This is a genomic window from Erwinia sp. MYb416 (assembly GCF_037479575.1).
Lineage (GTDB): Bacteria > Pseudomonadota > Gammaproteobacteria > Enterobacterales > Enterobacteriaceae > Erwinia > Erwinia rhapontici.
Genome location: NZ_JBBGYT010000438.1, coordinates 1,582,019 through 1,602,541 on the forward strand (window position 1 = coordinate 1,582,019; position 20,523 = coordinate 1,602,541).

The window sequence follows — 20,523 nt, forward strand, 5'->3', positions numbered from 1 at the left end:
CCGTCAGCGCGCAACGGCGGGAGATTCTGCGTTAGCGCGGTGCAACGCCATCAGGATGATGAGGTAAAACCGGATAAGCCGCTCGCTATATTGCCGACGGGCTGCTGTTGCTCAATCAGGGCGTTATCGTCGGGTTGTCAGACTGGGAAGAGGGGCAGCACCTGCTGACGTCGGACATATCCACTACCCGCAAACCGAAATGATCGGCGCATTTGGTGAACAGCTGCTGGAGTGGCTAAATCAGTACACGTTCCCGGTTGAAAGCCAGTATCACTGTCCGCAGCATGCGGCACGCATGTCGGCATTTTTCCTGCAACAGCTGCTGAGTAACGGTACCACCACTGCTCTGGTGTTTGGCACCGTCCATCCGCAGTCGGTGGATGCGCCTGGGTAAAAACACTTTTCCCGCAGCATAACGGCTACCTGGATGTGTATCACCAGTATCAGTTGACCGGGAAGCGCAGTCTGTTTGCGCACTGCCTGCATCTGGACCGACACGAATGGGACTGCCTCCACCACACCGATTCCGCCGTCGCATTCTGCCCGACCTCCAATCTGTTCCTGGGCAGCGGCCTGTTTGACCTGAAAACCTGCTGGCACAAAGGGGTGAAGATGGGCATTGGTACGGATGTCGGCGCGGGCACGACCTTTAACATGCTGCAAACAATGGGAGAAGCTTACAAAGTGGGGCAGCTCCAGCGCTATACACTTTCAGCCTGTGAAGCCTTCTACCATGCCACGCTGGGCGGGGCGAAAGCGCTGGATCTCGATGACCGCATTGGCAACTTTATGCCGGGTAAAGAGGCCGATTTTGTGATCCTCGATCCGGCAGTCTCCCCGCTGCAACAGATGCGCCACGCCAACAGCCGTGATATCTGGGAGAAACTGTTTGTACTGATGACGCTGGGTGACGATCGCAATATCGCCGCCACCTGGGTCAATGGTCGCTGCGTCTGGCAGCGTGAAGAGAAGGAGCAGGCCGCATGATCCAGTTTTTACTTAACCAGCGCCTGGTCAGTGAGCAGGACCTTGACCCCAATACCACGATCCTGAACTACCTGCGCCAGAACCACCGGCGTTGCGGCACCAAAGAGGGGTGTGCCTCCGGGGATTGCGGTGCCTGCACCGTCACGCTGGGCCATGTGGATCAAGGGAAAATGCGCTATCAGACGGTGAACAGCTGTCTGACGTTTGTCAGCCATTTACAGGGAAAACAGCTGATCAGCGTGGAAGATCTCCGCCAGCCGGAGGGCCTGCATGGCGTACAGCAGGCGATGGTGGACTGCCATGCTTCACAGTGTGGTTTCTGCACGCCGGGCTTTGTGATGTCGATTTTCACCCTGCAAAAAAATGGCGGCGGTCATCACCAGCAGATCGAACAGGCGCTGGCCGGCAATCTTTGCCGCTGCACCGGCTACCGTCCGATTGTCGATGCCGCCCGCCAGGCCTGCGCGCTGGCACAGCAGGACAGCTTTGATCGGCAGGAAGCGGCGACTGTGGCGCAGTTGCTGACGCTGCAAACCCCGGAGATGCAGGAAATTAACCACCGGGGCAACCGCTGCCTGCTGCCGAAAACAGTGAAGCAGCTGTCCGATGCGCTGCTAGCCCATCCGCAGGCGAAACTGCTGGCCGGGGGAACTGACCTGGCGCTGCAGGTGACCCAGCGCGGCGAAGCGTTACCGCTGTTGGTCGCCCTTGATCAGATCGATGAGCTGAAGCACTGCACGCTCAGTGACGATGAGATGGTGCTGGGCGCCGGGACGTCCCTGAGCGACTGCTGGCAATGGCTGGAGGAGGGTATCCCCGCGCTGACGCAGATTCTGGCGCGTTTTGCCTCGCAGCAGATCCGCAACCTCGGCACGCTGGGGGGGAATATTGGCAACGCCTCTCCGATTGGCGATATGCCGCCTATGTTGCTGGCGCTGGATGCATCGCTGATTTTGCAACAGGGCGGCAGCCAGCGTCGTCTGCCGTTAGACGACTTCTTCCTCAGTTACCGTAAAACGGCGCTGCGCGAGGGCGAATTTATCCGCGCTGTGGTGATACCACGGGCCATGATCGCGCAGCATTTCCGCGCCTGGAAAGTGTCTAAACGGCGGGAGGATGATATTTCCGCTGTGTTTGCCGCCTTCACGCTGGCGACGGATGACGCGGGCCGCATCAGCAGCGTGCGCATCGCGTTTGGCGGGATGGCCGAAACACCACGCCGTGCCCATCACTGTGAGCAACAATTACTGGGACAAATGCTGACGACGACCGCGGTAGAAAGCGCCTGTCGTGCACTGGAACAGGATTTTCAGCCGCTGAGCGATTTCCGCGCCAGCGCTGCGTATCGCCTGCAACTGGCGAAAAACCTGCTGCGGCGTTATCACGCCACGCTGAGTGGCGAACTGACCGTGACGGAGGTATCAGACTATGTCTTATAAACCCCCGGCGTTAAGCCCGGACGCGCTGGCCCGCCAGTTTCAACAACACAATGCGGGGGGCGTGGGTAAAAGCACGCGACATGACAGCGCAGCGATGCATGTCGCCGGAGAAGCCCTCTACATTGACGACCGTCTGGAACTGCCGGGCATGTTGCATCTCTCTCCCCCGGTGAGCTGGATATTGGCCCGCTGGAGCCGGGCGATCCGTTGATGGCGAAAGCGATCGTGGAATACGTCGGGCAGATGGTGTTGGTGGTGGCCGCAGAAAGTGAGCAGGCGGCGCGTCAGGCGGCCGCGCTGGCGGTGATTGAATATCAGCCGCTGACCCCGTTGCTGGACGTGAAGCAGGCGCTGGAGCAGGGCAGTTTTGTCCAGCAGCCGCATATCCACCAGCGCGGGGATGCTGATGCAGCGCTGGAGAAGGCACCCCATCGCCTGAAGGGCGAGTTTCATATTGGCGGTCAGGAGCATTTCTATCTGGAAACCCAGGTGGCGCTGGTGGTGCCGGGCGAAGATCGCGCGTTGCAGGTTTACTCCTCTACCCAGAACCCCACCGAAGTGCAGAAGCTGGTGGCATCGGTGATGGGGCTGACGATGAATAAAGTGACCATCGATATGCGCCGCATGGGAGGCGGTTTCGGCGGTAAAGAAACGCAGGCAGCAGGCGTCGCCTGCCTCTGTGCGCTGGCGGCACGTCTGAGCGGGAGGCCTGCTAAAATGCGTCTGTCGCGGCGTGACGATATGCTGACGACCGGAAAACGGCATCCGTTTTTCGTGCGCTATGACGTGGGTGTGGAGGCTGACGGGCGTTTCAGAGGGGTGAAGATCGACCTGGCGGGGAACTGTGGCTACTCGCTGGATCTGTCCGGTTCGATCGTCGATCGCGCCATGTTCCACGCCGACAACGCCTATTATCTCGGTGATGCGCTGATCACCGGCTACCGCTGCCGCACCAACACCGCGTCCAATACCGCCTATCGCGGTTTTGGCGGCCCACAGGGCATGGTGGCGATTGAGCAGATCATGGATCATATCGCCCGTGAGCTGGGCCTTGACCCGCTGGAGGTGCGCAAACGTAACTACTACGGCAAACAGACGCGCAACGTCACCCACTATTATCAGACGGTCGAGGATAATCTGCTGGATGAGATCACCGCACAGCTGGAACAGAGCGCGGACTATGCCGCACGCCGTGCGCAGATCACCGCCTTTAATGCTGCCAGCCCGGTGATGAAACGCGGCCTGGCCCTGACACCCGTGAAGTTTGGCATCTCCTTTACTTCCAGCTTTCTCAACCAGGCGGGAGCACTGATCCTGATTTACACCGATGGTACGGTACAGTTGAATCATGGCGGCACCGAAATGGGCCAGGGGCTGAATACCAAAGTGGCGCAGATTGTCGCTGAGGTGCTGCAAATCGATATTAACAGCATTCAGATCACCGCTACCGATACCGGGAAAGTGCCTAACACCTCGCCCACGGCGGCCTCCAGCGGCACAGACCTTAACGGTAAGGCGGCGCAGAATGCGGCTGAAATCCTGCGTGAAAGACTGGTCAGCATGCTGTGTAAGCTGCATGACTGTCGCACGGAACAGGTAACGTTCAGCAACGGCATTGTTCACGTCGGCGATAAATACTTTACCTTTGCCGATGTCGCCCAACTGGCATGGCTGAATCAGGTTCCGCTTTCTGCCACCGGCTACTACCGTGTGCCGGGCATCCACTACAACCGCCTGGCCGGGCGGGGGCAGCCGTTTTATTACTTTGCCTATGGCGCGGCCTGTGCCGAAGTGCTGATCGACAGCCTGACCGGGGAATACCGCCTGCTGCGTGCCGATATTCTGCATGACGTGGGGGCTTCGCTGAACCCGGCCATTGATATCGGTCAGGTAGAGGGCGGTTTCGTACAGGGTATGGGCTGGCTGACCAGCGAAGAGCTGGTGTGGAACGACAAAGGTCGTCTGCTGACCGATGGCCCGGCCAGCTACAAAATTCCTGCGATTGGCGACGTGCCGCACGATCTGCGGGTGACGCTGGTCGAAAATCGCAAAAATCCGCAGGACACCGTGTTCCATTCTAAAGCGGTGGGAGAACCGCCGTTTATGCTGGGGATCGCCGTCTGGTGCGCCTTGCAGGATGCGGTGTCCAGCGTGGGCGGCTACCGCCAGCATCCGCTGCTGGATGCACCCGCCACGCCAGAGCGCGTGTTCTGGGGCGCGGAGAAACAGCGTTCAGGAGGTGAAGATGCGTAGCGATGACTGGATTACTGTTCTGGCAAACCTGCGCGATCGTGCAGAGCCCTGTGTGCTGCTGACGGTACTGGATGATAAAGGGTCTGTCCCACGCGATCGCGGCAGTAAAATGGTGGTGACCGCCGATAAAACCTGGCTGACCATCGGCGGCGGCCATCTTGAGTTTCAGTCGGTTGCCATTGCACGCGAGATGCTGCTTGCCGGGCAGACGCAGGCGCGCTACGAGCAGTTTAACCTCGGGGCGCGTCTTGGGCAGTGCTGTGGCGGCATCAGCAGCGTGCTGTTCGAACCGCTGATCCAGGCGCAGCCGCAGATAGCGGTCTTCGGTGCCGGGCATGTTGGTCAGGCACTGGTGACGTTACTGGCAACGTTACCCTGTCACGTTCACTGGGTGGATGAACGGGCGGAACAGTTTACCCAGGTGGCACCCGGCGTCACCGTTTGCTGCCTTGAAGACCCGACAGAGCAGGTAAAACGTATGCCTGCGGGCAGCTACTACGTGGTGATGACCCATCATCATCCACGCGATCTTGAACTCTGTGAAGCGATCCTCCGCCGTGATGATGTCGCTTATTTCGGCATGATCGGCTCAGACACCAAACGCCAGCGCTTTGACTATCGGCTGGAGGGCAAAGGCTTCAGCCGTGACCAGCTCAATCGTCTGCGCTGCCCGATTGGCTTGCCGGATGTGAAAGGTAAACTCCCTGCGGAAATCGCGGTGGCCGTGGCGGCGGAGATTATTGCCTGCTATCAACGACGGGAATGATTTTGCGCCACGGCGCGCGGGCGATTATGCTGGAGGTTCAGCCAAAGGGAATGGGAGCAGGGAAATGAGGATCGCACCGTTAGTCTGGGCCATTAGTCTGGCACTGACCGCCAGCGCACAGAGCGCACTGGCGGCAGAGCCGCAAAAGGAGAGTCGTCACATGTCGTCGCAGCACAACAACCCCTTCAGTCAGGCCAGTTCACTGCCTTTCCAGGCACCGCCTTTTGACCGTATCACTATCGATGACTACCGTCCGGCGCTGATAGCGGCGGTAACGGAAAAGCGCGATGAGATTGCACGCATTGCAGATAATCCCGCCACGCCGACGTTTGAAAATACCTTCCAGGCACTGGAACAGAGTGGGCAACGCCTGCGACGCGTCAACAATGTGTTCAGCGCCATGACCTCGGGAAACACCAGCGATGAACTTCAGGCACTGGATGAGGAGATGTCACCGACGCTGGCCGCACTGGATGATGATATCAAGCTGAACGGTAAGCTGTTTGCCCGGCTGGATGCGGTTTACCAGCAGCGGCAGCAACTGGCGCTGGACCCGGAGTCACTGCGCCTGGTCGAGGTCATCTGGCAGGCCTATGTGCTGGCGGGCGCACGCCTGACGGAGAGCGACAAAACGGCGCTGAAAGCTCTGAATCAGGAGTCAGCCACACTCAGTACGCGCTTTACCAACCGTCTGCTGGCCGCCACCAAAGCGGGAGGCGTGGTATTTGACGATGCGCAGGCACTGGCAGGACTGAGTGATGCAGAAAAGGCGGCGGCGGCGGAAGCAGCAGGGGCGCGCGGATTAAACCATCAGTGGCTGCTGGCTCTGCACAACACCACGCAGCAGCCCGATCTGCAAACCCTGACGGATCGCGCTACCCGTGAGACGCTTTTCACCGCCAGCTGGACGCGCGCCGAAAAAGGCGATGCCAATGATACCCGCGAGGTGATCGTGCGTCTGGCGCAGGTGCGCGCACAGCAGGCAAAAGGGTTTTGACAGCTACGCTGCCTGGAAATTACAGGATCAGATGGCGAAAACCCCGCAGGCGGCTTTTGACTTTATGCGTCAAATTGTGCCGGCCGCCACTGCGCGGGCGCAGCGTGAAGCGGACGATATTCAGGCAGTCATTGACCAGCAGAAAAGCGGCTTTACTCTGGCCCCCTGGGACTGGCAGTTCTATGCCGGGCAGGTCCGTCGTGCGAAATACGACCTCGATGAAACGCAGATTAAACCGTATTTTGAACTGAACAACGTGCTGGAAAATGGCGTATTTTATGCGGCCACCCAGCTGTACGGCATCACCTTTAAACCGCGCCCGGATATCCCGGTTTATCACCCGGATGTGAAAGTCTATGAAGTGCTGGATAAAGACGGCAGTTCGCTGGCGCTGTTCTACGCCGACTGGTTCAAACGCGACAACAAGGGCGGTGGCGCCTGGATGGGCAATTTTGTTGAGCAGTCGACGCTGTTAGGGACAAAACCGGTGATTTACAACGTGGCTAACTACAGCAAGCCCGTAGCCGGGCAGCCTGCGCTGTTGTCATGGGATGATGTGATCACCATGTTCCACGAGTTCGGCCATGCGCTGCACGGCATGTTTGCTGAACAGCGCTACCCGAGCCTCTCCGGTACCGAAACGCCACGAGATTTTGTCGAGTTCCCGTCGCAGTTTAACGAGCACTGGGCCAGCAACACTCAGGTGTTTAACCACTTTGCCCGTCATTACCAGAGCGGGGAGCCGATGCCTGCGGCATTGCGTGAAAAGATGCTGCGCGCCAGCACCTTTAATAAAGGTTATGACATGAGTGAACTGCTGGCTGCCGCGCTGCTGGACCTGCACTGGCACAGCCTGAGTAACGGGCAGCCCTTGCAACAGGCCGATCGCTTTGAACAGGCGGCGCTGGAGAAAGAACATATCCATCTGGCTGCCGTACCGCCGCGCTACCGTTCCAGTTATTTCCAGCATATCTGGGGCAATGGTTATGCCGCCGGCTATTACGCCTATCTGTGGACCGAAATGCTGGCCGATGATGGATTTGCCTGGTTTGAAGAGCACGGCGGGCTGACGCGGGAAAATGGTCAGCGTTTTCGCGATAATGTGCTGTCGCGCGGTAACAGTGAAGACCTCAAGCAGCTCTATCATGACTGGCGGGGACAGGAACCGGCCATTGAACCGATGCTGCATCACCGTGGGTTGAAATAACGTTATCTAAAACGGGCAGGCCGGTAAAGGCCTGCCCCTGACGCTTACTGACCGTAGGCCAGCTGTAATTTGGCGTAAAAATCTTCCAGCACAAAGCGCGCATCAATTGCGTTATAGACACGAATTTCGCGATGGCTTTCATCGATACTGTATGTCAGATCATCATTCAGCTTCGGTGCTTTCACCATCGTATAGTGATACTCGTGATCGTCCAGCAGCAGGGCAATCGCCGGGTTGTCGCCCAGCACCCAGACCTCACTTTTTGGCCAGGGAATGCCTTTCAGATTAGCCGATGCCCAGTCGTTAAATTCCAGCATCTGCTGCCAGAGATACTCCCCGGTTTTCCCCTGCGGTTTGACTTTCACGGCCAGCTCGGCCAGTGACACACGCATCGACATATAAACGTTGTGCGGTACCTGCCACAGCGGGGCTTTTGATGCGAACATAATGCGTCCGGCCTGCGGGTCGTTATACAGGTTGTATTCCCAGCCGCCTTTTGGATACGGATTGCCGCCAATCCATACCACGGTTAAGCGACTGGCAATCTCAGGCCGCGCCTGCAAGGCCAGCGCCACATCGGTGGCCGGGCCGAGCACCAGCACAAACAGCGGGCGTGTGTCGTTGCTCAACGCTTCCCGAATAATGCCCTCAGCACCTTCACTTAGCGGCTGGGTCTGTTGATTGATTTCATGCTGTGCACCGTGCCAGACCGGGGTGGAGGCGTGCATCAGCGAGGTCAGATGCTGCAACTCCTGATAGCTTTTCGGTTCGGTCGGGTCAAACTTCTTCATCATTGTTGCCGTGCGTTGGTAGTGGGCAGCAATCAGCCCGCGCACATCAAAGGTCGGTGTCAGCAGGGCGTGTGCCACGGCAAAGTCATCATCCGCTTCATTTTTGGCGTCGCTGCTGATAATCACCCGTACCTGTTTCGCCACATCGGGTTTGAAAGGCAGTGGATGCCCGGGCGTGGTGGCCAGCAGCGGGGCAGAAAACGACAATGCCAGCACCATCAATAACGGTTTGAACATGATCTCTCCAGAGGATGTCACATAAAACAACGCCCTGCGCGATAGCGCGCATCGTCACAGGGCGTGGAGTAAAGGGCAGCCAGGCTGCCCGGGGGGGATTACTTCAGTGATTCGCCGTGCGTTTTAATCACGTTCTGATACCAGAAAAAACTCTTCTTACGGCTGCGGGCGAGGGTGCCGTTGCCCTGATCGTCACGATCAACGTAGATGAAGCCGTAACGTTTGGAGAACTCCGCTTTTGACGCACTCACCAGGTCAATCGGGCCCCAGCAGGTGTAACCGAGCACTTCAACGCCATCGTCAATCGCTTCACGCACCTGCACAAGGTGGTCGTTCAGGTAGGCGATACGATAGTCATCATTAATGGATCCGTCGGCTTCCACGGTATCGCGTGCACCCAGACCGTTTTCCACAATAAACAGCGGCTTCTGATAACGATCGTACAGCTCGTTCATCAGATAACGCAGCCCTTCAGGGTCGATCTGCCAGCCCCACTCAGAGCTTGCCAGATGCGGGTTAGGCACCATATTGAGAATATTGGCGCGGGCTTTGTTGTTTTGCTCTTCGTTGGTGGTCACGCACCCGGTCATGTAATAGCTGAACGAGATAAAATCGATAGGTTCGCGCAGATCCTGCTTGTCCTGTTCGGTGATCTCAAGTGTGATGCCATTCTCTTTAAAGTAGCGCGTCATGTAGGCCGGGTAGTATCCACGCGTCTGCACATCACCAAAGAACAGCCAGTCGCGGTTCTGCTTCTGGGTTTCAAGCAGGTCAGCAGGCAGCGGGCTGAGGGGGTACAGCATGGCACCCAGCAGCATATTGCCGATTTTGGCATCCGGGATGATCTGGTGGCAGGCTTTCACCGCACGAGCACTGCCGACCAGTTGATGGTGGATGGCCTGATACACGGCCTGCTTATCACTCTCTTCCGGCAGGCCTACGCCAGTGAAAGGCGCATGCAATGACATATTAATTTCGTTGAAAGTCAGCCAGTGCTTGACCTTATCTTTATAGCGAGCGAACACCGTTTCGGCATAGTTCACGAAGCAGTCGATGGTTTTACGGTTGCCCCAGCCGCCATACTTTTTAATTAAACCGTAAGGCATTTCATAATGGGAAAGGGTGACCAGCGGGGCGATATTGTATTTCGCCATCTCGTCGAACAGACGATCGTAGAACGCCAGGCCTGCTTCGTTCGGCTGTGTTTCATCCCCTTCCGGGAAGATGCGCGTCCAGGCAATTGAGGTACGCAGAACCGTAAAGCCCATTTCGGCAAACAGCTTAATGTCTTCCGGGTAGCGGTGATAGAAATCAATGGCCACATCCTTGATACCAAAATCACCTTCCTGACGTTCCACGCGCTCACCAAAAATGCCGTGTGGCTGTAAATCCGAGGTGGAAATGCCTTTACCCTCGGTCTGCCATGCGCCTTCTACCTGGTTTGCGGCAACGGCACCGCCCCAGAGGAAATGTTGTGGGAAACGTTGTGTCATGTTGATCTCCTTATGAAAGATTATTTAATCAGCGTCAGCAGTGGCTCACCTGCGGCCACCTCGCGTTGCTGGCTGGCAGCCAGCACGTCGATATAGTCATCGCTGTTACTGATTAGCACCGGAGTGGTGAGGTCATATCCCGCCGCACGAATCGCCGGGATATCGAATTCCAGCAGCAGGTCACCGACACGTACTTTGTCGTCCTGGCTGACATGAGCAGTAAAATGCAGTCCATCAAGTTTTACGGTATCAATGCCCACGTGGATCAGCACTTCTGAACCGTCTTCTGCTTCCAGACCAATAGCGTGGCGGGTGCGGAACAGCGAGGCAACGGTGCCGTTAACCGGCGAGACCACCCGGCCAACACTGGGCTGAATACCGATGCCTTTCCCCAGCAGACCGCTGGCAAAGGTCTCATCCGGCACCTGGTCCAGCGCAACGACAGCACCGCTCATTGGGCTGACCAGCGTCTCTTTATGCAGCAGGTCAGGATTGACGACCGCCATCGGGGCAGCGGGTGCCGCTTCTTCTTTTGCTGCTGCTTTCACCGCAGGCAGACCGAACAGCGAAGTGGTTATGGCGGCAAAAATAAAGGCAATCAACGCCCCGGCAATCGCGGCAACCACGCTGGCATCAAAGCCAGTTTTTGGTACCACCTGGCTGAAGGTAAACACTGACGGTAAACCAAAGGAGTAGCTGGTGGTGTGATAGAAACCGAGCACCGCAGCACCCAGTGCACCGCCAATACAACCGAAGATAAACGGACGGCGGTTCGGCAGCGTGACGCCGTAGACCGCAGGCTCAGTGATACCAAACAGGCTGGCACTGAAGGCCGACGCAGCAATCCCTTTGAGTTTTACGTCACGGGTACGCAGCAGCACGCCCAGCGTTGCCCCGGCCTGGCCGAGAACGGCAGGCATCAGCAGCGGGAGCAGGGTGTCCGCGCCATGTACCGCGAGGTTGTTCAGCATGATAGGGACAAGGCCCCAGTGCAGACCGAAGATCACGCAGACCTGCCAGAATGCGCCCATAAAGGCACCTGCAAAGGTCGGGCTGAAGCTGTAGGCATGAAGGTAGCCCGCTGCCAGCAGTTCACTGACCCAGGTGGCGACCGGGCCAATCAGCATAAAGGTGACCGGAACCACAATGGCCAGACAGATCAGCGGGGTGGTGAAGTTACGAACCGCGCCCGGCAGGCGGTTGTGCACCGCGCGCTCAATCAGGCAGGAGAACCAGGCCGCGAAGATAATCGGGATCACGGATGAGCTGTAGTTAATCAGGATCATCGGAATGCCGAAGAAGTGCAGCGGCGGGCTACCCGCCTGTGAAGCCGTAAAGGCCGCCATCATCATCGGGTGGACCAACGCCGCACCGATAATCATTGTCGTAAAGGCGTTACCGCCAAATTTTTTGCCCGCACTGAAGCCCAGCAAAATCGGCAGGAAGTAGAAGACGGCATCACCGGCCGCAGAGAGCGTAATGTAGGTGCCGGTGGTTTCCGTGGTCAGGCCGCAGGCCAGCGCCAGAGAGAGCAATCCCTTAAGAATACCGGAGGCGGCCATGATGCCGACAAACGGGGTGAAAATACCGGAAACAATGTCAATAAAGCGGGCAAACAACGAACCTTTATCCTCGTCCGCGTTATTGCTGCTGTCGTCTGCCAATCCCGCTGTGGTGAGCAGGTCCTGATAGACCTCGCTGACGTGGTTACCAATCACCACCTGATACTGACCCCCGCTTTCCACCACCATAATCACGCCAGCGTTGGCCTTCAGCGTTGCGGTGTCGGCTTTACGGCTGTCTTTAAGTTTGAAACGCAGACGCGTAGCGCAATGCATCACCGAATTGATGTTCTCTTTGCCGCCTACACCTTGCAGGATCTCTTCTGATAAAACCTGGTACTTCATCTTATGCTCCTGGTTTCGACATCTGTAACCTTCATATTTCACGGTGCAGGTGTGTTGGCTGCCTTCCTGCACCTTGAATTATGTTGGGTCTATGTTTTCGGGCCGTTGCTGAATTCAGGCCAAAAAAAAACCTAAACTGCTTCAACATCGCCGAACGGGCGTGAAAAGCAGTTTAGGTTTTGCCTGAAAATCATTCAGGAAGTGGGTCAGATTAGGCAACCGCTTCAGCACAGGCTAGACTGTATCGCATTGATTCTGTTGAGGGCGACGCAAACGTGGATGTTATTGCTGGTAAATCATTGCAGGTGTCTGACGCGATTATTTCCTGTCAGTTAGATGGAAAGGGCGGGTTAATCCCGATCGACGACAGCGATGTGCTGACGTGTGACAAGCCGTGCTGGCTGCACCTGAATTATACCCACCGTGAGAGCGCAGACTGGCTGGTGTCGACCCCGCTGCTGCCTGACGCGGTTCGTGATGCGCTGGGCGGCGACAGTATGCGTCCACGCGTTAACCGGCTGGGTGATGGCACCATGATCACCCTGCGTAGCATCAATCTCAACAGCGAATCACGCCCGGAACAACTGGTAGTGATCCGCGTTTTTATCAACGAGAAGCTGATTGTTTCAACCCGGCAGCGCAAAGTCTTTGCCATCGATGAAGTACTGACCGACCTGAAAAATGGCAATGGCCCGGTGGACGGTGGCAGCTGGCTGGTGGATGTCTGCGATGCGCTTACCGATCACACCAGCGAGTTTATTGAAGAGTTGCACGATAAGATCATCGACCTGGAAGATGCGGTGGTTGATCAACAGGTGCCGCCACGCGGTGAGCTGGCATTGATTCGTAAGCAACTGATTATCATGCGGCGCTACATGGCACCGCAGCGCGATGTCTTTTCACGTATTGCCAGTGAACGTCTTCCCTGGATGAGCGATGACGATCGTCGTCGTATGCAGGATATTTCTGACCGCTTAGGGCGGGGGCTGGACGACCTTGATGCCAGCGTGGCACGTACTGGCGTGCTGGCGGATGAGATCAGCACGGTGATGGCAGAAGCGATGAACCGCCGCACTTATACCATGTCGCTGCTGGCAATGGTTTTCCTGCCGACGACCTTCCTGACGGGGTTGTTTGGCGTCAATCTGGGTGGGATACCGGGGGGGGAATGGCATTATGGTTTTGCGACCTTCTGCCTGCTGTTGACGCTTCTGGTTATCGGGGTTGCCTGGTGGTTACGGAAACGTAAATGGTTGTGATAAATGATAATTATTGCGGAAGAGACGCAACAAACGGCCCGAAAGCTGATCGACATCAATAAATCCCCCCGTGGTTCAGGGCAAACTCTTTCCCGCAGGTGAATGCAACGTCAAGCGATGGGCGTTGCGCTCCATATTGTCTTACTTCCTTTTTTGAATTAATGCATAGCACATTTGATTCGTACGACGCCGGCTATCCGCCGGCTTTTTTTTGCGCGTTTGCCAGCGCGGTCAGATGTCCTACGCTTAAGGTTCATGCAATGTTTGAGGAGGAAGGTATGCCTGTTGACCGTATTATGGCGATTCGCTCATCTGAACCACTCAGCGACCCGGCGCCCGTTCCTGGTCCCATTCCCACACCACAGCCGTTACCCGATCCACCGCCGATTGACCCCGACCCGATTATTGATCCGCCACCGCATGTGCATCTTCAATAAAATCTCTGGTCAGGAAAAATTGATGGCAGGGCCCTGGGAAACTTCCGTATAATATCCCTTTAAAGAGTCAGCTGATATACATCGCTATAAAGCTCCCAGGGCCCAGAGAAGTATTTATGAATCAAGTGGATGTAAGAAAAGAAACCCTGGAGATTAATAAACTCCAGAAACGCCTCAGAAGAAATGTTGGCACTGCCATTACCGATTACAACATGATTGAAGACAACGATGTGGTAATGGTCTGCATGAGCGGGGGCAAAGATTCATTCGCCATGCTGGATATTCTTCTCGGCCTGCAAAAGGTGGCACCGATCAAATTTGAGATTATTGCCGTCAATCTGGACCAGAAGCAGCCAGGGTTTCCTGAACACATTCTGCCCGCCTATCTCGATAGCTTAAATATCCCTTATTACATTGTGGATAAAGACACTTATTCAGTGGTTAAAGAGAAAGTCCCGGAAGGAAAAACGACCTGTGGCTTATGTTCGCGCCTGCGTCGCGGCACGCTTTATTCCTTTGCCGAGAAGATTGGCGCAACGAAAATCGCGCTGGGCCACCATATGGATGACATCGTTGAGACGTTGTTCCTTAATATGTTCCATGGTGCAAAAATGAAGGCGATGCCCCCTAAGCTGCGTTCTGATGACGGGCGTAACGTGGTTATCAGGCCGTTGACGTACTGCCGGGAAAAAGATCTGATCGCCTGGGCAGAATATAAAGCATTCCCGATCATCCCCTGTAATCTGTGCGGTTCGCAGGAAAATCTCCAGCGTCAGGCCATCAAGGCGATGCTGATGGAGTGGGATAAAAAGACGCCGGGCCGTGTCGACAGCGTTTTCAAGTCCATCCAGAATATCAGTCCAAGCCAGTTAGCGGACAAGAACCTGTTCGATTTTGAGGCGTTACCTCTGGATCGTAGCGGTGACAGAGCGGAATATGCCTTTACCGAGGCCACCGTTTCGTCAACCAACATTGATAAATCGCTCTATATTGACGTTGCCAATCTCTGATTCTGACACAGGCAACACCTGCCTGCGCCGATGCCCCTGACATGACTTAGGAAGAGTGAAAGATGGGGCGTCATCAACTACGCTTAGTGTAAACAAGCGAGAGGAGGGCGTAATGTCGAAAGAAAAACCAAAACCCGATCAACATCCGGCCAAAGATAATCCTAACGAGCATGGTGAGATCCCACGTACACGCGACGACAGTGATGATGACAAAAAAGATCCTTATCAAGATCAATAGCCTGGTTCGACTGTCGCCCCGTTATCAGGGGCGGCAGATAGCCTCACATCACTAAGAATATTCTGGATTTCCTAAAGCCCCTTAAGTTTTCGCTTTTCCCGCCGTTAATTCCTTCAGTACTTACATCAAATTTTTATTGCTCATTTTCCCCCCTGTTTTGCTCAGGGCCGGTTCCTGGCGCGGGTATCCTCATAATAAACAGGCGACACCCGGGGCCTGGCTTGACTATAATGACCACCGAGAATTTCGGATTAATCCCACCTTTTACATGCGTGGTGGCGTTAAGATCGAAAGTAAGGAGAAGGACTATCTATGAAATGGACCCGGAGAAATACCTGGATTGCGATGGTGGCGGCCTGCCTGATTTTCTGGCTGTTAATCGCGTTGGTTTTATCTTAGTCAGATGACACAACACACAGCGCTGCGTGGCACTATCGCCAGCGCTTTTCTCCCCGCCCCGGGTGGTTTTCTGCTACACTCTGCGCCAATAATCCTGTCCGTTTTACCAGAGAACTCTTCCGTGACTGCTTTTTCTACCCTGACACAACTCCCTGCCAGCCAGATCGAAAACCTGAATGAACTCGGCTACCTTGACATGACGCCGGTTCAGGCGGAATCGCTGCCTGCTATTCTTGAAGGGCGGGATGTTCGCGCTCAGGCAAAAACGGGCAGTGGCAAAACAGCTGCTTTTGGTCTGGGTGTGATGCATCGCGTGGATGCCAGCCAGTACGTTACCCAGGCGCTGGTGCTGTGCCCAACGCGCGAGCTGGCAGACCAGGTTGCCAAAGAACTGCGCCGTCTGGCGCGTTTCACCGCCAACATTAAAATTCTCACCCTGTGTGGCGGGCAACCGCTGAGCGCACAGCGTGATTCACTGGTGCATGCGCCGCAAATCGTGGTGGGCACGCCGGGCCGTATTCTTGATCATCTGAAACGCGAAACCCTGAAGCTGGACGGGATCAATACGCTGGTGCTGGATGAAGCAGACCGTATGCTGGAGATGGGTTTCCGCGAAGACATCGACAGTATTATTCGCCACTGTCCACCAACGCGTCAGACGCTGCTGTTCTCGGCCACCTGGCCGCAGGGCATCGCTCAGATCAGCCAAAGTATTCAGCGTGACCCGCTGACGGTGGAAACGGGCGATGTGTCCGATCTGCCGAAGATTGAACAGACATTCTACGAAGCTGGTCCACGTGAGAAACTGACGGCGCTGATTGGCCTGCTCAGCGAGCGCCAGCCGTCATCCTGCGTGGTGTTCTGCAACACCAAACGTGAATGCGATGACATTGCCTATGCGCTGACAGCCGGTAACATCAGTGCGCTGGCATTGCATGGTGATCTTGAGCAGCGTGACCGTGACCAGGTGCTGATTCGTTTCGCGAACGGCAGCTGCCGTGTGCTGGTGGCGACCGATGTTGCCGCCCGTGGTCTGGATATCAAATCGCTGGCGATGGTGGTTAACTATCAGCTGTCGTTTGATCCTGAAGTCCATGTTCACCGCATCGGCCGTACGGCCCGAGCCGGAGAGGAGGGCTGTGCTGTCAGCTTCGTGGCGCAGGATGAGATGATCCGTGCGCATGCGCTGGAAGATTATCTGCAACAGAAACTGGCCTGGCGCAATGTGTCCGAGCTGAAATCTGTTGCCGCGAAGCCATTACCGGCAGAGATGGTAACCGTGAGCCTGGACGGCGGGCGTAAAGCAAAGATCCGCCCGGGCGATATTCTCGGGGCATTGACGGGTGACGGTGGACTGACCGGCGATCAGGTCGGGAAAATTGATATTGGTCCAACGCAGGCGTACGTTGCTATCCGCCAGACGCAGGCGCGTCAGGTGATGGGGCAACTGAAAGACGTGAAGATCAAAGGGAAGTCGTGCCGGGCACGTTTAGTGAAATAACGATTTTTATCTCTGATGTAGGGGCTGGCCTTCTGTTTCGGTCAGCCCGCTAAAACACCCTTTAGATCTTCGTAATCACCGGGGGTTCTGCCAGCAGACCTTCAACGCCCGCCAGCAGCGCTTTAAAGTGGGGCTGTGTTTCATGCAGTTCGATAGCCGCCGCGCTTTTCCAGGTTTCGTGGAACAGGAACAGATCGCTGTTCTCGACGCTGCGATACAGATCGTAATGTACGTTTCCTTCCTCAAGACGGCTCGGCGCCACACAGCGGTTCAGCACTTCATACAGCGCATTGCCTTTCCCTGTCGCAGCAGCAAAAGTAGCAACGATCAAAATCGGTGTATCAGACATCTGTCTCTCCTTTATAAACGTCAAACGACGGCGTTGATAACGGAATGCCATCCCGCCGCCAGAATTTAACAGCCTGTAAGCCTGGCATGATTACACCCATTTGACATGATCTTTTCAGGCTTCATTGCATTTCGCCCGACTCGACAATAAATTAAGACGTTGTGCTATTGATATTTCCAGTGGAATGATTTTGTAAGAATCCGTGACAGCTATCGACCTGATGCGCAACGTAGCTTATGCTGGCAAACGCATTCCAGCCTACATCCCGGAGCCTGACCTCATGAAAGCAGCGACATTTTTGCTGGCGGCAGCCACGTTATTCCTGTCAGCCTGTAGTAGCGACAGTGATAATGAGCCACCGCAACAGGCCACGGCAGCCCATGTCCCGGCCCGGGTAGTGATGGCCGACATGGCTGAAAGCGCCTGTTCCAACGCGGGAGGCACGCTGGCGTTATCGCGTCAGCTGGACGGCAGCTCAGTAGGTATGTGCCAGATGGCCAATGGCCGTCGCTGTGGTGAAAGTGCGTTGATGAATGGAAGCTGTGCACGCTAAGTCAGCCGTGTGTTTCCACTACCCTCGTCAGTTTACATGCATGCAGTTGATGAACCCGAGAGTCAGGGTTTAGCGGCCTGAAACTGACGATGTTGTTTTTTTACCCCTGTAACTTCTGACCTTGCACCGCCTCCTGGCCCCATCTTGCCGTAACGCCCCCTCTGCCGATCACAATAATTCCTCATAGCTTAACTGTGCATTTGCCCGCGTCGCAGGTAGAATGCATGCCGTTTATCGTTTGCGCCATGCGGTGCTCCACTCAAAGAGGGTAAATCCATGCTTTCACCTCAGGTTACCGGTTCACCGATTGTGGTGGCGTTAGATTATGCGGACCGCAATCGCGCTCTGGCGTTTATCGATCAGATTGAACCGGGCAGTTGTCGCCTTAAAGTCGGCAAAGAGATGTTTACCCTGTTTGGCCCACAGTGGGTGCGCGATCTGCAACAGCGCGGATTTGACGTTTTCCTCGACCTGAAATTCCATGATATCCCTAATACAACTGCCCATGCGGTGGCGGCGGCGGCTGACCTCGGCGTATGGATGGTGAATGTCCATGCCAGCGGCGGTGCGCGGATGATGAGCGCTGCGCGTGAAGCGTTGCTGCCATTTGGTAACGATGCGCCTCTGCTGATTGCGGTCACGGTGCTGACCAGCATGGATGCCGATGATTTACGCGGCCTGGGGATTGAACTCTCCCCGGCAGAGCAGGCCGAGCGTCTGGCGCGTCTGACACATCAGTGTGGTCTGGACGGAGTGGTCTGTTCCGCGCAGGAAGCCCGTCATTTCAAGCAGGCGATAGGCCAGGACTTCCGTCTGGTGACACCGGGGATTCGCCCGGCAGGCAGCGATGTTGGCGATCAGCGCCGCATCATGACGCCACAGGAAGCGAAGCAAGCCGGGGTGGATTATATGGTGATCGGGCGTCCGATTACCCAATCAGCCGATCCGGCGGCAACGCTGCGTGACATCCTTCGTTCCCTGCAAGAGGCATAATCATGGCCGATGACAACAGCCGCCTGGTCTATTCCACTGAAACCGGGCGCATTGATGAGCCCAAAACGACTGTGCAACGTCCGAAAGGTGATGGCATTGTTCGCATTCAGCGGCAGACCAGCGGGCGTAAAGGCAAAGGGGTTTGTCTGATTAGCGGTATCGATCTGGATGATGCCGGACTGAACAAGCTGACGGCCGAACTGAAGAAAAAATGTGGCTGCGGCGGGGCGTTAAAAGACGGGGTGATTGAGATTCAGGGCGATAAACGCGACCTGTTAAAAACCCTGCTCGAAGCGAAAGGCTTTAAGGTCAAACTGGCCGGAGGCTGACCAATAACAGGGGCCTGAACAACGTCAGGCCCCCAATAAGCTGCTTTTTATTTGTCGATCTGATGTCCGATGATCCCGCCAACTGCGGCGCCACCCACGGTGCCTAAACCACTTCCATTTGTCAGAATAGAACCGCCAATTGCGCCAGCACCTGCGCCGATGGCCGTGTTTCGATCGCGTTTAGACCAGTTTGAGCAAGCGCTCAGAGAAAGAACTAAGGTTGCGGCCAGCACGGCGGCGGTGATGCGTTTTGCAGTGATAGACATAATGACTCTCCTTAAAGAACAGCGACGAGATACCTCTACAGTATAGAGGACGCTCTGTAATCCCGACCCGATTCCATCGTTTTTTCAAGTGACTTCTGTCACTGAACAGGCAAAAAGCAGTATAAAAAATCGCCTTCAGGATTTAGGGCTGAATCCGGGGTCGGCAACGGTACATCTGGATGGTTAGACATCTTACTATCACCCAGGTTAATTTCTGTGAACTATTTTGAATTATTACCGGATATCTTAACAGGTAAAAACTCTTAATTTCCCTTGTGTCTTAAGCGAGTGTGATCACTCAAAACCACGGGAACAGTCGGATTCTGCCGTTGATACAGCAGATGCCTCCATACCCCGATCATCAAGTGGCGCTGACAATAAATCAGCAGCCATAACGGGGACAACAACATGCTGGAACAACTGAAGCAGCAAGTACTGGAAGCAAATCTGGCGTTACCGCGCTACGGACTGGTGACGTTCACCTGGGGAAACGTCAGTGCTATCGATCGCCAGCAGGGGCTGATGGTGATAAAGCCTTCAGGTGTCAGTTATGACGACATGAAGCGGGACGACATGGTCGTCGTGGCGCTGGCGTCCGGGGAAGTGATAGAAGGGGACAAACGTCCTTCATCGGATACGGACACTCACCGTGCACTCTATCTTGCCTGGCCTGATATTGGCGGCATCGTCCATACTCACTCGCGCCATGCCACCATCTGGGCGCAGGCAGGAAAAGATATTCCCGCCTGGGGCACAACGCACGCGGATGATTTCTATGGTGCCATTCCCTGCACGCGCCAGATGCGCGATGAGGAGATCCTTGAACGCTACGAGTGGCAAACCGGGCAGGTAATCATTGAAACGCTGCAACAGCGCAATATTGACCCACTGGCGATCCCAGCCGTGCTGGTGAACTCGCACGGGCCGTTTGCGTGGGGCCGCAGCGCGGAGGATGCGGTCCACAGTGCCGTTGTACTGGAAGAGGTGGCTTACATGGGTATTTTCAGTCAGCAATTGACGCCGCAGCTGCCGGCAGTGCAGCAGGTATTACTGGATAAACACTATCTGCGAAAACATGGCAAAAATGCCTATTACGGGCAGAAATAGCCGCT

General features: G+C 55.8%; 16 protein-coding genes and 3 pseudogenes. 14 read left to right on the forward strand and 5 right to left on the reverse strand.

Annotated features, from left to right (window positions below; genetic code table 11):
* Positions 1 to 80: 80 nt before the first annotated feature.
* From WH277_RS16985 to dcp, 5 genes and pseudogenes are all read left to right on the forward strand, one after another.
* Positions 81 to 987: pseudogene (locus tag WH277_RS16985) on the forward strand (amidohydrolase family protein); the annotation flags it as partial.
* The gene (gene xdhA / locus WH277_RS16990; RefSeq protein WP_171148563.1) at positions 984 to 2,426 is read left to right on the forward strand and encodes a xanthine dehydrogenase small subunit; all 1,443 of its coding nucleotides are present in this window, start codon (positions 984 to 986) and stop codon (positions 2,424 to 2,426) included. The pseudogene WH277_RS16985 and the gene xdhA, both read left to right, overlap by 4 nt.
* Positions 2,416 to 4,679, forward strand: a pseudogene (xdhB, locus tag WH277_RS16995) (xanthine dehydrogenase molybdopterin binding subunit). The gene xdhA and the pseudogene xdhB overlap by 11 nt, the downstream one beginning before the upstream one ends.
* Positions 4,672 to 5,445 carry a xanthine dehydrogenase accessory protein XdhC gene (xdhC, locus tag WH277_RS17000; RefSeq protein WP_339505992.1) on the forward strand — a complete coding sequence of 258 codons (774 nt, stop codon included), beginning with the start codon at positions 4,672 to 4,674 and terminating at the stop codon, positions 5,443 to 5,445. The pseudogene xdhB and the gene xdhC overlap by 8 nt, the downstream one beginning before the upstream one ends.
* 64 nt (positions 5,446 to 5,509) lie before the next feature.
* Positions 5,510 to 7,649 (forward strand): annotated as a pseudogene (gene dcp / locus WH277_RS17005) (peptidyl-dipeptidase Dcp).
* Between the two features lie 44 nt (positions 7,650 to 7,693).
* On the opposite strand, the gene WH277_RS17010 reads toward dcp, so the two are convergent.
* The 3 genes from WH277_RS17010 to bglF form a co-directional block, all read right to left on the reverse strand.
* Positions 7,694 to 8,677 carry a nucleoside hydrolase gene (locus WH277_RS17010; RefSeq protein WP_339505993.1) on the reverse strand — a complete coding sequence of 328 codons (984 nt, stop codon included), beginning with the start codon at positions 8,675 to 8,677 and terminating at the stop codon, positions 7,694 to 7,696.
* Positions 8,678 to 8,775: 98 nt separating this feature from the next.
* Positions 8,776 to 10,170, reverse strand: a complete 1,395-nt coding sequence (locus WH277_RS17015) for a glycoside hydrolase family 1 protein (protein ID WP_133845105.1) — start codon at positions 10,168 to 10,170, stop codon at positions 8,776 to 8,778.
* A 20-nt stretch (positions 10,171 to 10,190) separates the two neighbouring features.
* Positions 10,191 to 12,077: a PTS beta-glucoside transporter subunit IIABC gene (gene bglF / locus WH277_RS17020; protein ID WP_159337179.1), complete on the reverse strand. Its 1,887-nt coding sequence runs from the start codon at positions 12,075 to 12,077 to the stop codon at positions 10,191 to 10,193.
* 275 nt (positions 12,078 to 12,352) lie between these two features.
* Here bglF and zntB point away from each other — a divergent pair, with 275 nt between their 5' ends.
* The 5 genes from zntB to dbpA all read left to right on the forward strand — a co-directional run bounded on the left by zntB (position 12,353) and on the right by dbpA (position 16,921).
* A complete protein-coding gene (zntB, locus tag WH277_RS17025) occupies positions 12,353 to 13,336 on the forward strand; it encodes a zinc transporter ZntB (protein WP_133845101.1) in 984 nt (327 codons plus the stop codon).
* Positions 13,337 to 13,596: 260 nt separating this feature from the next.
* Positions 13,597 to 13,773 (forward strand): hypothetical protein, encoded by a 177-nt coding sequence (locus WH277_RS17030; RefSeq protein ID WP_159337177.1) that lies wholly within the window; start codon positions 13,597 to 13,599, stop codon positions 13,771 to 13,773.
* Between the two features lie 116 nt (positions 13,774 to 13,889).
* Positions 13,890 to 14,783: a tRNA 2-thiocytidine(32) synthetase TtcA gene (gene ttcA / locus WH277_RS17035; protein WP_133845099.1), complete on the forward strand. Its 894-nt coding sequence runs from the start codon at positions 13,890 to 13,892 to the stop codon at positions 14,781 to 14,783.
* A 112-nt stretch (positions 14,784 to 14,895) separates the two neighbouring features.
* Positions 14,896 to 15,021 carry a hypothetical protein gene (locus tag WH277_RS17040; protein ID WP_259149943.1) on the forward strand — a complete coding sequence of 42 codons (126 nt, stop codon included), beginning with the start codon at positions 14,896 to 14,898 and terminating at the stop codon, positions 15,019 to 15,021.
* A gap of 520 nt (positions 15,022 to 15,541) precedes the next feature.
* Entirely contained in the window at positions 15,542 to 16,921 is a 1,380-nt protein-coding gene (dbpA, locus tag WH277_RS17045; RefSeq protein WP_133845097.1) for an ATP-dependent RNA helicase DbpA, read from the forward strand.
* A gap of 61 nt (positions 16,922 to 16,982) precedes the next feature.
* Here the strand turns inward: dbpA and WH277_RS17050 are convergent, their stop codons facing one another.
* Positions 16,983 to 17,270 carry a putative quinol monooxygenase gene (locus tag WH277_RS17050; protein ID WP_133845095.1) on the reverse strand — a complete coding sequence of 96 codons (288 nt, stop codon included), beginning with the start codon at positions 17,268 to 17,270 and terminating at the stop codon, positions 16,983 to 16,985.
* 280 nt (positions 17,271 to 17,550) lie between these two features.
* Between WH277_RS17050 and WH277_RS17055 the strand changes: the two genes are divergently transcribed.
* From WH277_RS17055 to yciH, 3 genes are all read left to right on the forward strand, one after another.
* Entirely contained in the window at positions 17,551 to 17,823 is a 273-nt protein-coding gene (locus WH277_RS17055; protein ID WP_133845093.1) for a putative hemolysin, read from the forward strand.
* A 276-nt stretch (positions 17,824 to 18,099) separates the two neighbouring features.
* Positions 18,100 to 18,816 carry an orotidine-5'-phosphate decarboxylase gene (gene pyrF, locus WH277_RS17060; protein WP_133845091.1) on the forward strand — a complete coding sequence of 239 codons (717 nt, stop codon included), beginning with the start codon at positions 18,100 to 18,102 and terminating at the stop codon, positions 18,814 to 18,816.
* 2 nt (positions 18,817 to 18,818) lie between these two features.
* Positions 18,819 to 19,145, forward strand: a complete 327-nt coding sequence (gene yciH, locus WH277_RS17065) for a stress response translation initiation inhibitor YciH (protein ID WP_133845089.1) — start codon at positions 18,819 to 18,821, stop codon at positions 19,143 to 19,145.
* A 47-nt stretch (positions 19,146 to 19,192) separates the two neighbouring features.
* Here the strand turns inward: yciH and osmB are convergent, their stop codons facing one another.
* Positions 19,193 to 19,411 carry an osmotically-inducible lipoprotein OsmB gene (osmB, locus tag WH277_RS17070; RefSeq protein WP_133845087.1) on the reverse strand — a complete coding sequence of 73 codons (219 nt, stop codon included), beginning with the start codon at positions 19,409 to 19,411 and terminating at the stop codon, positions 19,193 to 19,195.
* Between the two features lie 408 nt (positions 19,412 to 19,819).
* On the opposite strand from osmB, the gene araD reads away from it, so the two are divergent.
* Positions 19,820 to 20,518, forward strand: a complete 699-nt coding sequence (gene araD, locus WH277_RS17075; protein WP_159337175.1) for an L-ribulose-5-phosphate 4-epimerase — start codon at positions 19,820 to 19,822, stop codon at positions 20,516 to 20,518.
* The last annotated feature ends 5 nt before the right edge of the window (positions 20,519 to 20,523 follow it).